At 61.2% G+C, this 13,983-nt stretch carries 13 protein-coding genes; 9 read left to right on the forward strand and 4 right to left on the reverse strand.

Translation table 11 applies throughout. The features are described from left to right. Positions 1-149 precede the first annotated feature (149 nt). The 3 genes from groES to VJX68_RS12505 all read left to right on the forward strand — a co-directional run bounded on the left by groES (position 150) and on the right by VJX68_RS12505 (position 2,923). Entirely contained in the window at positions 150-437 is a 288-nt protein-coding gene (gene groES / locus VJX68_RS12495; RefSeq protein WP_324096028.1) for a co-chaperone GroES, read from the forward strand. A 74-nt stretch (positions 438-511) separates the two neighbouring features. Beyond that, a complete protein-coding gene (groL, locus tag VJX68_RS12500) occupies positions 512-2,149 on the forward strand; it encodes a chaperonin GroEL (RefSeq protein ID WP_324096029.1) in 1,638 nt (545 codons plus the stop codon). Between the two features lie 357 nt (positions 2,150-2,506). Then, the gene (locus VJX68_RS12505; protein ID WP_324096030.1) at positions 2,507-2,923 is read left to right on the forward strand and encodes a response regulator; all 417 of its coding nucleotides are present in this window, start codon (positions 2,507-2,509) and stop codon (positions 2,921-2,923) included. A 19-nt stretch (positions 2,924-2,942) separates the two neighbouring features. Here VJX68_RS12505 and VJX68_RS12510 read toward each other — a convergent pair whose 3' ends face one another. After that, on the reverse strand, positions 2,943-3,707 hold the full coding sequence (locus tag VJX68_RS12510; protein ID WP_324096031.1) for a metallophosphoesterase family protein: 765 nt from the start codon (positions 3,705-3,707) through the stop codon (positions 2,943-2,945). Between the two features lie 133 nt (positions 3,708-3,840). Here VJX68_RS12510 and aroF point away from each other — a divergent pair, with 133 nt between their 5' ends. Continuing rightward, entirely contained in the window at positions 3,841-4,860 is a 1,020-nt protein-coding gene (gene aroF / locus VJX68_RS12515) for a 3-deoxy-7-phosphoheptulonate synthase (RefSeq protein WP_349255914.1), read from the forward strand. A gap of 2 nt (positions 4,861-4,862) precedes the next feature. Here aroF and VJX68_RS12520 read toward each other — a convergent pair whose 3' ends face one another. The 3 genes from VJX68_RS12520 to VJX68_RS12530 form a co-directional block, all read right to left on the reverse strand. After that, on the reverse strand, positions 4,863-5,363 hold the full coding sequence (locus VJX68_RS12520; protein ID WP_324096033.1) for a GNAT family N-acetyltransferase: 501 nt from the start codon (positions 5,361-5,363) through the stop codon (positions 4,863-4,865). After that, positions 5,360-5,686, reverse strand: a complete 327-nt coding sequence (locus VJX68_RS12525) for a toxin-antitoxin system YwqK family antitoxin (protein ID WP_324096034.1) — start codon at positions 5,684-5,686, stop codon at positions 5,360-5,362. Before VJX68_RS12525 ends, VJX68_RS12520 begins: the two co-directional genes overlap by 4 nt. A 596-nt stretch (positions 5,687-6,282) precedes the next feature. Then, positions 6,283-7,974: a thiamine pyrophosphate-binding protein gene (locus VJX68_RS12530; RefSeq protein WP_324096035.1), complete on the reverse strand. Its 1,692-nt coding sequence runs from the start codon at positions 7,972-7,974 to the stop codon at positions 6,283-6,285. 429 nt (positions 7,975-8,403) lie between these two features. Between VJX68_RS12530 and VJX68_RS12535 the strand changes: the two genes are divergently transcribed. The 5 genes from VJX68_RS12535 (at position 8,404) to secD (ending at position 13,937) form a co-directional block, all read left to right on the forward strand. After that, positions 8,404-9,585, forward strand: a complete 1,182-nt coding sequence (locus VJX68_RS12535; protein ID WP_324096036.1) for a BamA/TamA family outer membrane protein — start codon at positions 8,404-8,406, stop codon at positions 9,583-9,585. A gap of 96 nt (positions 9,586-9,681) precedes the next feature. Next, positions 9,682-10,719 (forward strand): tRNA preQ1(34) S-adenosylmethionine ribosyltransferase-isomerase QueA, encoded by a 1,038-nt coding sequence (gene queA / locus VJX68_RS12540; protein WP_324096037.1) that lies wholly within the window; start codon positions 9,682-9,684, stop codon positions 10,717-10,719. After that, entirely contained in the window at positions 10,719-11,849 is a 1,131-nt protein-coding gene (gene tgt / locus VJX68_RS12545) for a tRNA guanosine(34) transglycosylase Tgt (RefSeq protein ID WP_324096038.1), read from the forward strand. The genes queA and tgt overlap by 1 nt, the downstream gene beginning before the upstream one ends. Before the next feature lie 50 nt (positions 11,850-11,899). After that, a complete protein-coding gene (gene yajC, locus VJX68_RS12550) occupies positions 11,900-12,259 on the forward strand; it encodes a preprotein translocase subunit YajC (RefSeq protein ID WP_324096039.1) in 360 nt (119 codons plus the stop codon). Between the two features lie 13 nt (positions 12,260-12,272). Next, complete coding sequence (gene secD / locus VJX68_RS12555) at positions 12,273-13,937, forward strand: protein translocase subunit SecD (RefSeq protein WP_324096040.1); 1,665 nt, start codon at positions 12,273-12,275, stop codon at positions 13,935-13,937. Positions 13,938-13,983: the final 46 nt, after the last annotated feature.

A 13,983-nucleotide genomic window follows, 5' to 3' on the forward strand; every position in this document is an offset into this window, starting at 1 on the left:
ATTTCTCCCGAATCTGGCTAAACTCCCGTTAGCACTCAGACGTTGCGAGTGCCAATTGACAAAGTCAGGACAGTAATTAACTTTCCGACGGGCTGGAATCGTCCAGCCTGGCAACACTTTTCAGCAAGCAAGGAGGCTGCTGGTCCCCAATGAAAATAAAGCCACTGGGAGATCGAATTCTCGTCAAGCGGATCAAGGAAGAGGAGCGGACCAAGGGAGGGATCATCATCCCGGACACCGCCAAGGAAAAGCCCCAAGAGGGCAAGGTCGTCGCCGTTGGCAAGGGCAAATATGGTGACGACGGCAAGCTTATCCCCATCGAAGTCAGAGCTGGGGACAAGATTCTGTTCGGCAAATACTCGGGCAGCGAGTTCAAGCATGAGGGCGAAGACCTGCTCATCCTGCGCGAGGACGACATCCTGGGAATCATCGAGTAGGCATTTCGGCCCGCCCGTGAACGAGTCCCAATCTGACCCGATGAAACCGCAAATATAGGAGAGGCAAAAAAACCATGCCTGCAAAGATAGTTCGTTTCGGACAAGAATCGCGCGAGAAGATCCTCAAGGGGGTCAACGTCCTCGCCGATGCCGTCACCGTGACGCTCGGCCCCAAGGGCCGCAACGTCGTGTTGGAGAAGAGCTTCGGCGCTCCGACCGTGACCAAGGACGGCGTAACAGTAGCCAAGGAAATCGAGCTCGAAGACAAGTTCGAGAATATGGGCGCACAGATGGTCAAAGAGGTCGCATCGAAGACCTCCGACGTCGCCGGCGACGGCACCACCACCGCCACCGTGCTCGCCCGCCAGATTTTTACCGAAGGCATCAAGATGGTCGCCGCGGGGCACGATCCGATGTCGCTCAAGCGCGGAATCAATCGCGCGGTCGAGGCGATTACCGCCGAGCTCAAGAACCTGTCCAAGCCGACCAAGGATCGCAAGGAAATCGCCCAGGTCGGAACGATTTCGGCCAACAACGATTCGACTATCGGCGATATTATCGCCGAGGCGATGGAGAAAGTCGGCAAGGAAGGCGTCATCACGGTTGAAGAGGCGCGCGGGCTGGAGACCCAGCTCGAAGTGGTAGAGGGGATGCAGTTCGACCGCGGCTACCTGTCGCCGTACTTCGTGACCGATCCGGAGCGGATGGAAGCGAAGCTGGACGATGTGTTTATCCTTATCCACGAGAAGAAGATCTCGTCGATGAAGGACCTGCTGCCGATCCTCGAGACGATTGCCAAGACCGGCAAGCCCTTCCTGATTATCGCCGAGGATATCGAAGGCGAGGCGCTGGCGACGCTGGTGGTGAACAAGATTCGCGGCACGCTGTCGTGCGTCGCGGTCAAGGCGCCGGGCTTCGGCGATCGGCGCAAGGCGATGCTCGAAGATATCGCGATCCTGACCGGCGGGCGCGCGATTTCCGAGGAGCTCGGACTCAAGCTCGAGAGTATCACGCTGACCGACCTTGGCCGCGCCAAGCGCTTGGTCGTGGACAAGGACAACTGCACGATTATCGATGGCGCTGGCAAGAAGGCCGACATCGAGGGCCGGATCAAGCAGATTCGCGCGCAGATCGAGGAGACCACGTCGGACTACGATCGTGAAAAGCTGCAGGAGCGGCTGGCCAAGCTGGTCGGCGGCGTCGCAGTGATTCGCGTCGGCGCGGCGACCGAAGTCGAGATGAAAGAGAAGAAGGCACGCGTCGAGGACGCGCTGCATGCGACCCGCGCCGCAGTCGAAGAGGGCGTGGTCCCGGGCGGCGGCGTCGCGCTGATTCGCGCGTCGGGAGTGCTCGACAACATGCGTGCCAGCGAGGCGGAAAAGGTCGGTATCGCGATCATCAAGAAGGCGATCGAGGGCCCGGCGTGGTGGATCGCATCCAACGCGGGATGGGAAGGCTCGGTCGTCGTTGACAAGATCAAGAACAACAAGGGGCCGTTCGGATTCAATGCGGCCAGCGAGGAGTTCGAGGATCTGATGAAGGCCGGAATTATCGACCCGACCAAGGTTGTGCGTAGCGCGCTGCAGAATGCGGCGTCGGTCGCGAGCCTGCTGCTCACCACCGAGTGCATGGTGGCCGAGAAGCCCGACGAAAAGGGCGCGGGAGCGGGCGGTGGCATGCCGGGCGGAATGCCTCCTGGCGGCATGATGTAACCAGAGAACGGAATTCATCACTCAAACAACGGCGGAGCCATCGAAGCTCCGCCGTTTGTTTTTTTGGACAGCACAGAGCGATCGAACAATGTCACCGCGATGCAACAAATCACTTAGATGCAACGTTGATTAGAAATTCCGATCGTACTGCAGCCGAACCGCAGCCGAACGGAGAGCGCCGAAATAGTCAATTAAGTGGCCCGCAATCGCACTTGGCTAGTTTGTTCGCGATTCGGGCAGATGCGTTCGAAGCGCACACTTCTTGGCCCCGCCCTTGCTGAATAGTTAAACGGGTCGCCGCTGTGAACGCCTTGGGGACTGGGCTGGCGCAGTGCTCGTCCAAAGGAGGAGCTGCTGATGGCAGTACGAGTGCTCATTGCGGACAGCTCGGGGATTACGCGCGACATCATGCGCAATCATCTCGAATGCGGTGGATGTCAAGTGGTGGCGGAAACCGAGACGGTCGCGCAGACAATCGATCTCTTTCGCACTACGCGTCCCGATGTCCTCACGCTCGACGTCGGGTTGCATAGCGCGAATGGGATGGAAGCGAAGTCGCTGTTCAGGATGATTCGCCGGGAGTCGCCGCATACGTCGATCGTGATCGTAAGCGCATCGCAGGCCCCCGACGACCAGCGAATCTACCTGCGCGAAGGCGCGCTGGAATGTATCGTCGAGCCGTTCGACAGCTACGGGTTGGAGCGGATGTGGCGCCGGCTGTCGGATATCTATCCCGAGCTCAAACGGCGGGACGAGGCGGCATCCGGGCGCTGACTGCTAACCGACCGTTAGTCTAACGCTCTAGGGCAACCATCAAGCGTTCGATTAAGAGGGGCTGGCCGGGAATGCAGTTGATCCACAGTACCCACCCGGAATTTTCGCTCGAATAGAGCGGGGCCGGCGTGCCGCAGTAAAAGGCGCGCGTCGAGCCCTGCGATACGTCGCTCAGCACGTGTACGTGGCCGAGCGCGACGTAGTCGTAGCGCGAGCGCTCGATTTCCGCGGGCGTGATCGGCGACGATCGCTCGATCTCGCCTTCCTCCATGAAAAATCCATGCGCTAGCGCGATGTTCCACAGCCCTTCCTCGCGCTCCGGTACGCCGCTCATCGGCCGGTAGTCCGGGGTGTGCTCGACCAGCGCGCGGCCCCATACGCGAGTCGCGAGTCCGGGGAAGTCGATCGTCCTGCCCTCAGGCTCGAGGATGAGGTGCAGATTTTCGGGGAGCGCGGCGGGCGCGAGGCCTGCGTAAATCGATCGCTCGTCGTGCGCGTCATGGTTGCCGGGAATCATCACGACCGGCATCCGCGCCCGCGCGATCGTTCCCAGCGCGAAGGCGAGACCTTCTTCGGTGACGCGCGCTGAATCGAACAGGTCGCCGACTATCAGCAGCATGTCGGCGTCGCGCTCGTTGGCGATGTCGATGACGCGGCCGAATGCGGTGCGCACTTTGTCGCGCAACTGCACGCCGCGCTCGCCGGACCCGAACGTGTCGGTCTCGAGATGGACGTCGGACGTATGAACGATGCTTAGTGGTCGATGCGGCGGCTTAGCTGGCAAAATTGCGTCCTTCGATGCGCCAAGCGGGTCGCGGGCGCTCAGTTCCGGTCGATGTGAACATGCTGTAGAGTCAGATTTACTAGAGTTCGAGCACGCATTCCATCGCAATAGGTTATCGCAGAGGGTTTATCACTTGATCGTCGTAATGAAAGCGCATGCCACCGAAGCTGAAATCCAGGCCGTAGCCAAGATGGTCGAGGAACTCGACTACAACGCGCACATTATCCGGGGCATCGAGCGCACGGTGGTCGCATGCGTCGGCGACGAGCGCGGCGAGCAGCATCAACTGACGCATCTCGAGTCGGTCGCCGGGGTCGAGCGGGTGATGCCGGTGGTGCGGTCTTTCAAGCTGGCGTCGCGCGAGGTGCGGCCCGAAGGCTCGCGCATCAAGGTCGGCAACATGGAGATCGGCGGCAAGCGTATCGCGGTGATCGCGGGACCGTGCGCAGTCGAGAGCGAGGCGCAGGTCGAGGCCGCCGCCGACGCGGTCAAGGCGGCAGGCGCTCATGCGCTCCGCGGGGGAGCGTTCAAGCCGCGGACGTCGCCCTACTCGTTCCAGGGAATGGAAGACGAGGGGCTGAGATTGCTCGAGAAGGCCGGGCGGCGCGTCGGGTTGCCGGTGGTGACGGAAATCATGGATCCGCACGATATCGACCTGGTCGCGGCGCATTCCGACATGCTGCAGGTCGGCGCGCGCAATGCGCAGAATTTTTCGCTGTTGCGCCGGCTCGGTAGAATCAAGAAACCGGTGCTGCTCAAGCGCGGCATGTCGATGAAGCTCGAAGAGTTCATGATGGCCGCCGAATACATCCTGTCGGAAGGCAATCCCAACGTCGTGCTGTGCGAGCGTGGGATTCGCACCTTTGAGACGGCGACGCGCAACACGCTCGACCTCAACGCCGTGCCGCTGCTCAAGGAATGGACCCATCTGCCGGTGATTGTCGATCCGAGCCACGGCACCGGCATCTACAAGATGGTGGCGCCGATGGCTCTTGCGGCCATCGCGGCGGGCGCCGACGGATTGCTGATCGAGGTCCATCCGAAGCCCGACAGTGCGCTGTCCGACGGCCCGCAGCAGCTGAAGCCGTCGCGCTTCGCCGCCCTGATGAAGTCGCTCAAGCCGCTGGCCGAGGCGGTTGGCAGAACGCTGTAGCCTCATAACGGTTTGTGCCAGAACTCCATCGCGACGCGGTTCGCGCCGACGACCACGCGATCGAAACCGACTTTGCGGTAGAGGCCGCGCGCGGCGCGGTTGTCCTCGCGCACTTCGAGCGTGATGCGGCAGCAATTCAGCTCGCGCGCTTTGGACTCGATTCGCGCGAGCAGCATCGCGCCGATTCCGAGCCCGCGCAGTGAAGAATCAACGAAGATGTCGTGGATGTTGAGCAGCGGGCGCGCGTTGAAGGTCGAAAATCCCAGGAAGCAAATCGAAAAGCCGACCGGCTTACCGTCGCGATAGGCCATGAATACGTAGCACGCCGGATGCGCGCGCAGGCCCGGCACCAGGTCGCGCTTGACCTGCTCCGAAGGGGGCACCCCGCCTTCCATCGGGTCCAGCATGTACGCGTCGAGCATCGTGACGAGCGCATCCTGATGCTCGGCGCGCGACAGGTCCGCCTCGACGATCGTCACATTTGTTACTGATGCAAGCGTCATGGAAGTTTGTTGCCATCCTTGTAGGTCTCTTCCCAGTTTTTGAAACCTTGAGGATCCCATCGCTTCCAAACGCCCTCTTGCTTGCCATCCTTGTACATACCCATGGCGGCGATTTTGCCGTCGGTGTACCAGCCGGTGTGCTCGCCGTCCTGCACGCCGTCCTTGTAGTGATCGACGGACTTCTTCTGGCCGTTGTCGTACCACATGGTCCATGCGCCGCTCTGTTTGCCGTCGTGGTATTCGCCCTGCATCATTTTCGAACCGTCGTCGTGATAGACGACGTACGGTCCCTCCTTGACGTCCTGACCGTTGACGTTTTTCACACATGCGGTCTCGGATCCGTTGGGTGGAGGATCGCCGACGAGCCGGGTGCCGAGCGGGCAGATTTGGGCAGTTTTGCAAGCTGAGAGGACGAGTAGAAATGCCAATTTATACCATATGTTGTTGTTTGGTAATCGTGGCACTACCATCGGTAGCTTCGTTCCGTCAAAATTAGTATTTCGCGCGAGCAGGTTTTGCCCGAAGATTCGGGATTTATGGGTGCGCGGGGAATGTGTGCGATGAGGGGAGTGCACGGTGATCATTTAGCACGTCCGGGGAGAAATGATCAGGCTGAAAAGTTCATCCCCCTGAAGTGCATCCGATGAAAATCCGGAGGCTCGCACGGCGATGTCAGCAGAGGATCGCTCCGCGATTTCAGAACCGGTACCGGCTTCGCTGGCGCGAAGCTGTCCGAGATCCTTCCTGCCGCTCGCGCTGCTCGCTTCGTCAGGATGACACAAAAAAATGCTCGCTTCGGCACCAATGTCGAGTTATGCAAAAGCTCTCCTGCAACAAGAGCTTTGCATAACTGCTCGCCGCCTCTTCCCCTCTCCCTGCAAGGCAAGGGAGAGGGGAAGCGCGTTGCCCAGCCGCCTGGCTAGTTCGAGCCGGTCGAGCCTAGCAGGTTGCCGCCGAGGGTTGCGTTGCCGACTGAGACGTCGCCGATCACGTTGATCAGCGCCGGCTTGCCCGACTTGAAGGCGCGCTCGAGCGCGGGCTTTATCTGCTCGTTGGTCTCGACCTGCTCGCCGTGACATCCCATCTCGGCAAAAATCTTGTCGTAGCGGATGTTCGGCAGCATGTTGAACGGATCAGTGCGGCCTTTCAGGCCAGGCATCTGATCGAAATTCGGGCCCCACGAGCTGTTGTTCCACAGCACCGTGATCACCGGCAGCTTGTAGCGCGCCGCCGTCTCCATGTCCCATCCGCCGATTCCGAGGCCGCCGTCGCCGCTGATCACGACGACCTGCTGGCCCGGCCGCGCGAGCTGCGCGCCGATGCCCATGCCGACGCCGTGACCGACGGGAGCGAGCGGGCCCGCGTCGACGACCTGGCCCATGAAGCGGCAGGTGAACGCGCGGCTCATCCACCCGGAGAGCGTGAAGCTGTCGATGACGGTCGTGGCGTTCTTGTCGAGCACGGTGATGAGGTCCTCGCAAAGGCGCGCCGGATGAATCGGCTGATTTTTCTGGACCTTCGCGTTCTGTTCCTTGATCGTATTGTCGAAGCGCTGGCGCGTCTCCCAGACCTGCTTGACCCACGGCGAAGTTTTGTTCTTCGAGAAGTCGAGCTTGAGTTCCTTGATCCGCTTGATCATCTGTTGCAGCACGATCTTCGGATCGCCGACCATCGGCAGGTCCGCGTTGACTTGCCATCCGATACGCGTCGGCGTGGGATCGATCTGGATGTACTTGGCCTTGTCGGTCCAAGTCGGCGGCTGCCCGAAATGCTCGCCGCTCCAGAAGCGGAAGCCGATTGCGACCACCACGTCGGCGCCGCCGGTGAACGGCTTTTTGAATGCGCCACGAATCGCCAGCGGATGCTCTTCCGACACGACGCCTTGGCCGGCGCGACGCGCGTAAATCGGGATGTTGGTCAGCTCGACGAATTCGCGCATCTCGGGGCCGGCCTGCGACCAGAACACGCCGTCGCCGCATGCGATCAGCGGACGCTCGGCCGCCACCAGCATCTCGAGCGCGCGATCGATCTTCGCGGGATCGCCGGCCGAGCGGACGTCGTCGATCGTGAACTCGCGCGCGCCCTTGCGCTGCCCCGAGTCTTCTTCGTGGTGATAGAGAATGTTCTGCGGAATCTCGAACAACGCGACGCCCTGCGGCGGGGAGATCGCCTCGCGGAAAGCTGAGCGCAGATCGAACTGAATCGTGGACCAGTCAGTCACCCGCTTGGTGAACTTGGAAAAACTGTCAACGACTTCGGAGCCGTAGGCCTCCTGGAAAGAGCCTAGATGATCTTCGGTGTTGGGATGCTGGCCTGAGATGCAGACGACGGCGCTGTTGGTCAGTCCCGCGACGCACAGTCCCGTCACCGCGTTGGTGAGGCCGCATCCCGCGGTCACCATGCACACGCCGACTTCGCCCGAAGTGCGCGCATAGGCGTCGGCCGCGTAGGCGGTGGCCTGCTCGTGACGCATGTGGATCAACTTGATGTCGTGATTGCGCAACTGGCCGAGGATAGGAAACAGATGCCCGCCGTTGATTGCGAAACAATATTTGACATGATTCTCGCGCATCACGCGCGCGATTAATTCTCCGCCGTCAGCTTTCGCCATTACTGAGCTCCTTTTGAGGAAATCTTTCCGCTTGCTCCGAATCCTTGCACATTTGCGGCGTCGCCGAAAAGCGCGCTCGCACATCGTGACGATCGGATTGCATGATGCAGTGGCGAGAAATGCATCCGAAGGGTTGATCGCGGCGTGCAAGCCTGTCAGCTTTGAGCATCGTTCGGTGCAAAGGGGCTCGGGAGAATCCGAGCGCCGGTTGTGGTGTGGAGCGGTGGAAGAGTAGCCGAAAGCCAACAGGCAAAGTTTAATCCCCAGGATCCCACGATGCGGCGCGCCCTCGCCTACCTTTTGCTAATCGCCACATTTGTTACCGCGGCGGCTACGGCGCACGCCGACTCGATCCCCCAGGTACCTTCGAACCCTTCGGTACCAACGTCTTCATCCAGGTTCTCGCTGCTCGACCCCAGCACCTGGACAATGCCGCAGTACGACTGGAAGTCTTTCAAACCGCAGGACCCCAACTCGTGGCCGTTCATCCCGGTGCCTGAAGTTGCGACCGATCCAAACGGTGGCGTCACTTACGGCGTGCTGCCGGTGTGGCTGTTCACCGACGACAAGAACGAGATCAGCAGCATCCTGGCGCCCGACATCAACGCCAACAGCACGCTCGGGCCGGGCGGCAATTTTCGCTACCTGGCGTATCCCTCTTCGGACATAAACTGGTACGTAGTCGCGGGCGCGCAGGAAACGATCGCGCGCAAGGTCGATCTCGACTACCAGGCCGGACGCGAACACAAGAAGTGGTGGTCGTTTGAAGGCCGCTTCTTTTTCGAGAAAGACCCGACCGAGCGTTTCTATGGATTGGGTAATCATTCTCACGAAGGCAATCAGAGCAACTACACGACCGAGCAGCTTTACGGCGAAGCGATTTTTGGCCTGAATTTCAGCGACCGGCTGCAGCTCTCGATGACCGAACGTCCGCGCTACGTGCGAATCCAGGAAGGCGGCTTCAACTCGGTGCCCTCGATTTTCCAGTTGTTCCCGAACCAGAAGGGTATCAACGGCGGCACCGAAATTCTGTCGCAATGGGTTATGCAATACGACTCGCGCGACTCGGTCGACATCCCGCGAGCTGGCCAGTTGGGGCGGCTCTATTACGGCGTTGCGGATCGCAGCTTCGGCAGCTCGCAATCGTACAACCGCTTTGGCGGCGAATTCCGCGAGTTCTATTCAGTCGGTCAACGCATCACCTTTGCCGGCCACATTTTCAACGAGTACGAGCCGGCGGGCAACGAGATGCCGTTCTGGTCGCAGGCGCGCCTTGGCGGCGACGAGAGCATACTTACTGATCAGCAAACGCTGCGCGGTTACGGCACCGGCCGCTACATCGATAACAACCTGTTCGTCATGAACGTCGAGATGCGCACGCGGGTGTGGGACAAGAATATCTTCGGCACCCACGGGATACTTGAATTGGCTCCGTTCGCCGAGGCCGGCCGCGTCGCGCATGACATGGGCTACAACCCGTTCTCCGATCTGCATCCGGTCGGCGGAATCGGATTCCGCGGAATCGCGGAGCCGTTTGTAGTTGGCTACGTCGATATCGGATGGGGTGGCGAAGGCGCCGCCGTCTTCTCCGGCATCAACTATCCGTTCTAATCTGGTCGAGCGCAGCTCGCTTTCCCCCTCAATCGAGAGTTGTTGGAGACTGCGGGACTCGTTTCGCACGCGAATCACGTTTGAGCTTCACCTCAGATGCGGCTTTCTGAACTAGATTACGATTTGCCCGAAGAACTGATCGCGCAGGAGCCGCTGGCCCGCCGCGACGAGGCGCGCCTGCTCGTGCTCGATCGCAAATCTAAATCGATCGAGCATTCCCGCTTTTACAAACTCGTCAAACATCTGCGCGAGGGCGACCTGCTCGTACTCAACGACACCCGCGTGCTGCCGGCGCGCCTGTTCGCGCAGAAGGAGTCGGGCGGACGGGTCGAGTTGCTGATGGTGCGGCCTGCCAGCCCGGCTGAAGGTCCTGCGGGCGCGTGGCTCGCGCTGATACGCACGCATCGCGTGCTCAAAGAGAACGCGCGCCTCCTCCTGGGCGACGGTCACGTGCTGAGAGTCGCTGGCTATGCGCGCCCTGGCCGCCCAATCGTCGTGGCTGAGGGCGATACTTCGATTGAACAGATACTCCAGCTCGACGGTACGCTCGCGCTGCCTCATTATATACATCATATACATCGCACGGTCGGCCCCGCCGACATCGACGACTACCAGACCGTCTATGCCGCGCGTCCCGGCGCGATTGCGGCGCCCACCGCAGGCCTGCATTTCACCGACGACGTCTTCAAGGCGCTGGCTGACGCGGGTATCCGCACGGCTACGGTCACGCTGCACATCGGTCCCGGCACTTTCGCGCCGGTGCGCGCCATCGAGGTCGAGAGTCACACGATGGAATCCGAGTGGTACACGATTCCGCCCGCGACCCGCGCCGCCATCGAACATGCGCGGCGAATTGGCGGGCGAATAATCACGGTCGGCACCAGCTCGACGCGCGCGCTCGAGTCGTGGGCAATCACCGGCGATGTCGAGGGCTTCACCGGGCTCTTTATTCATCAGGGCTTTCGCTTCAAGCTGACAGACGCGATGTTGACGAACTTCCACATGCCGCGAACGACAGTGCTCGCGCTCGCGATGGCGTTCGCGGGACGCGATCAGCTTCTCGCCGCATACCGCGAGGCGATTCGCCACCGCTACCGCTTTCTCAGCTACGGCGACGCGATGTTGATTCTCTGATGAGCGGGCCAATCCAATTCAGTGTCACTGCCGTGGACGGCGACGCGCGGGTCGGGCGGATTGTAACCCCCCACGGCGCGATAGCGACTCCCGCCTTCATGCCGGTCGGCACGCGCGCCGCGGTCAAAGCGATGGCGCCCGACGAGTTGTGGGCGATGGGCTACACGATGGTGCTTGCCAACGCGTACCATCTCGCGATTCGCCCGGGCGCGGAGCTCGTTCGCGAGATGGGCGGTGTGGCGCGTTTCATGGGATTTCCCGGCGCGGTGCTGACCGACTCGGGCGGTTTCCAGGCGATGAGCCTGGCGAAAATCAATTCGATCAACGAAGAGGGAATCCGTTTTCGCTCGCATCTCGACGGCGCGCCGCTGATGCTCACGCCCGAAAGCGCGATCGACATCCAGGAACAGCTCGGCGCCGATATCATGATGGCGCTCGACGAATGCACGCCGTTCCCGGCCGAGCATCGCCGCGCGCTCAAGTCGCTTGAGCTGACCGCGCGATGGGCCGGGCGCAGCCTCGCGGCGCGGAAAAGCACAACGCAGGCGCTGTTCGGAATAATACAGGGCAGCATTTTCGAGGACCTCCGCAAAATTAGTGCGGCGCAGATAACCTCGATTCCGTTCGACGGCTACGCGGCGGGCGGACTCTCGGTCGGCGAGCCCAAGGCCGCGATGCTCGAGATGGCGGCCCTGTCCGCATCGATGATGCCGGAGGACAAGCCGCGCTACCTGATGGGCGTCGGCACACCGTCGGATCTGCTCGCCGCAGTGGCGATGGGCTTCGACATGTTCGACTGCGTGTTGCCGACGCGAAATGCGCGCAACGGGATGGCCTTCACGAGCATCGGGCCCGTCTCCGTCAAGCAGGCTGCCCACGCGCGCGACTCGATGCCGCTCGATCCAGCCTGCGAATGCCGCCCCTGCCGGACCCATTCACGCGCCTACTTGCGTCATCTATATTTGTCGGGCGAGATACTCGCGGCGCGCGCCCTTACGGAGCATAATCTTCACTTCTTCGCGAGCTTGATGCGTGATTGCCGCGATGCTATCGCATCCGGGAATTTCAGGGCATTTGCTGCTGTCGCATCGGCGGGCTGGAACGAGGCCGCCGAGCCGGCCGAAGAATGACTTTTCGTTGCGGGAGATCTAAGTTTGATCGATCTTGAGGATGTGACCTGATGTTGTTCGAAGGTACCGCATGGGCGCAGGCTGCGTCCGCCAATCCAGCCGAAGCTCCGTCGTTTGTCCAGCAATTGCTGACCGGGCCGGGACCGATCATGGCGCTGGTCGTCGCCGTCATGTACTTCCTGGTCTTCCGGCCGCAGAGCAAAAAGGCGCAGGAGCAGGCGAAAATGCTGAGCGCGCTCAAGCGCAACGACGAGGTCGTGACGACCGGCGGCATCATCGGGCGGATTCAGGAGGTCGGCGACAAAGTGATCACGCTCGAAGTTGCGCCCAACGTCAGGCTGCGGGTCGAGCGCTCGCAAATCGCGTCGATGTCGAGCTACAAGGCGTCCGCGAAGAAAGACGACAAGTAGGGGCTTCACCATAGTGGAACAGACGCAAAGTTTCGGACCGATCCTGATTCTGCTCGTGCTGATCGTGTCCTTTCTCTACATGCATTTCACCAACGGAAGCGGCCTCACGCGCATCTACATCGCCGGCGCGATCGTGCTGGCGGCAGTTCTGATCCTGCTGCCCAGCCTCAATATCGATCTGCCCGACTGGTTCAAGGCTGGATTCGGCGCGACCAAAATTCAGCTCGGCCTCGACTTGCAGGGCGGGACGCATCTGCTGATGGCGGTGAAGCTCGACGAGGCGGTGAAAACGCAACTGCGCCGCCGCGCCGATGACCTCAAGAAAGAGCTCAAGAGCAACAAGATAGATTTTGACGATGTCGCGGTGGACGATTCGGGCAACCTGATCGTCAAGCTCAAGTCGAGCGCTGATCGCACGCCGTTCCTCGATCTCGCGCAGAAATCGTTCTCGGACTTGACCGTGTCGAGCAACGCCGATTCGTCAAGCATCGGCCCGGCGTACTCGCTCGCCTACAAGCCGCAGGAGTTGCAGACGATTCGCACCAACGCGATGGACCAGGCGCTCGAAACGATTCGCAATCGAATCGACCAGCTCGGCGTGCGCGAGACCACCGTCGCCAAGGAAGGCGACAACGAAATTTTGGTGCAGTTGCCCGGTATCCAGGATCCCGAGCGCGCCAAGGAACTGATTGGCAAGACCGCGGTGCTCGAATTCAAACTGGTTGACGACTCGAAAAACGTGCAGGACGCGATCAAGGAGGGTCCGCCCCCCGGCGACGAAATCCTTTATGGCACCTCGGAGCGCGGCGGCCGCGAGCCGTACCTCGTCGAGTCTCCGGTGCTGATGACGGGTGACGTTGTTACGGACGCGCGCGTGCGTCCCGGCGCGCGGCTCGAGGGTCCGTACGTGGCGGTCGAGCTCGACAATCGCGGCGCGGACATCTTCGATGCGATGACGTCGCAGAATGTCGGGCGGCGCCTGGCGATCGTGCTCGACCACACCGTCTACTCCGCGCCCGTTATCAAGGAGCGAATTCCCGGCGGTCACGTGCAGATAACGGGGCGCTTCTCGATGGACGAGGCGCACGATCTCGCAATCGTGTTGCGCTCGGGCGCGCTGCCGGCGCCCGTGGAAATCGAAGAGGAGCGCACCGTCGGGCCGTCGCTCGGCCGCGATTCGATTCGCCAGGGCGAGCTGTCATTCGTGATCGGCGCGGGCGCCGTGCTGATCTTCATGGTGCTCTACTACAGCGGCGCCGGCCTGCTCGCGGATTTCGGCCTGTCGCTGAATATCCTGCTGCTGATCTGCGTGATGGCCGCGCTCGGCGCCACCCTCACTCTGCCGGGCATCGCCGGGATCGTGCTGACGCTCGGCATGTCGGTCGACGCCAACGTGCTGGTGAACGAACGAATGCGCGAGGAGTTGCGCAACGGCAAGTCGCCGCGCGAGGCCGTGAAGCTCGGCTATGAGCGCGCGTGGTCGGCGATTCGCGATTCGAATATCTCGACCTTCGCGGCGGGATTGATCCTCTTCCAATTCGGCACGGGCCCGGTCAAGGGGTTCGCCGTCACTCTATGCGTGGGAGTGCTGACCGGACTATTTTCCTGTATCGTGGTTACACGAGCTTGGTACGATTACCGGATTTCGATGCGAAAGTTGACCAGAATAAGTGTTTAATTACCGTTAATGAAGCTAAAAGACGCAAACTGAGCTTTGACGATTT

Origin of the sequence: Binatus sp. (SeqCode), assembly GCF_035272065.1 — a bacterium.
In the GTDB taxonomy this organism is placed as follows: domain Bacteria; phylum Desulfobacterota; class Binatia; order Binatales; family Binataceae; genus Binatus.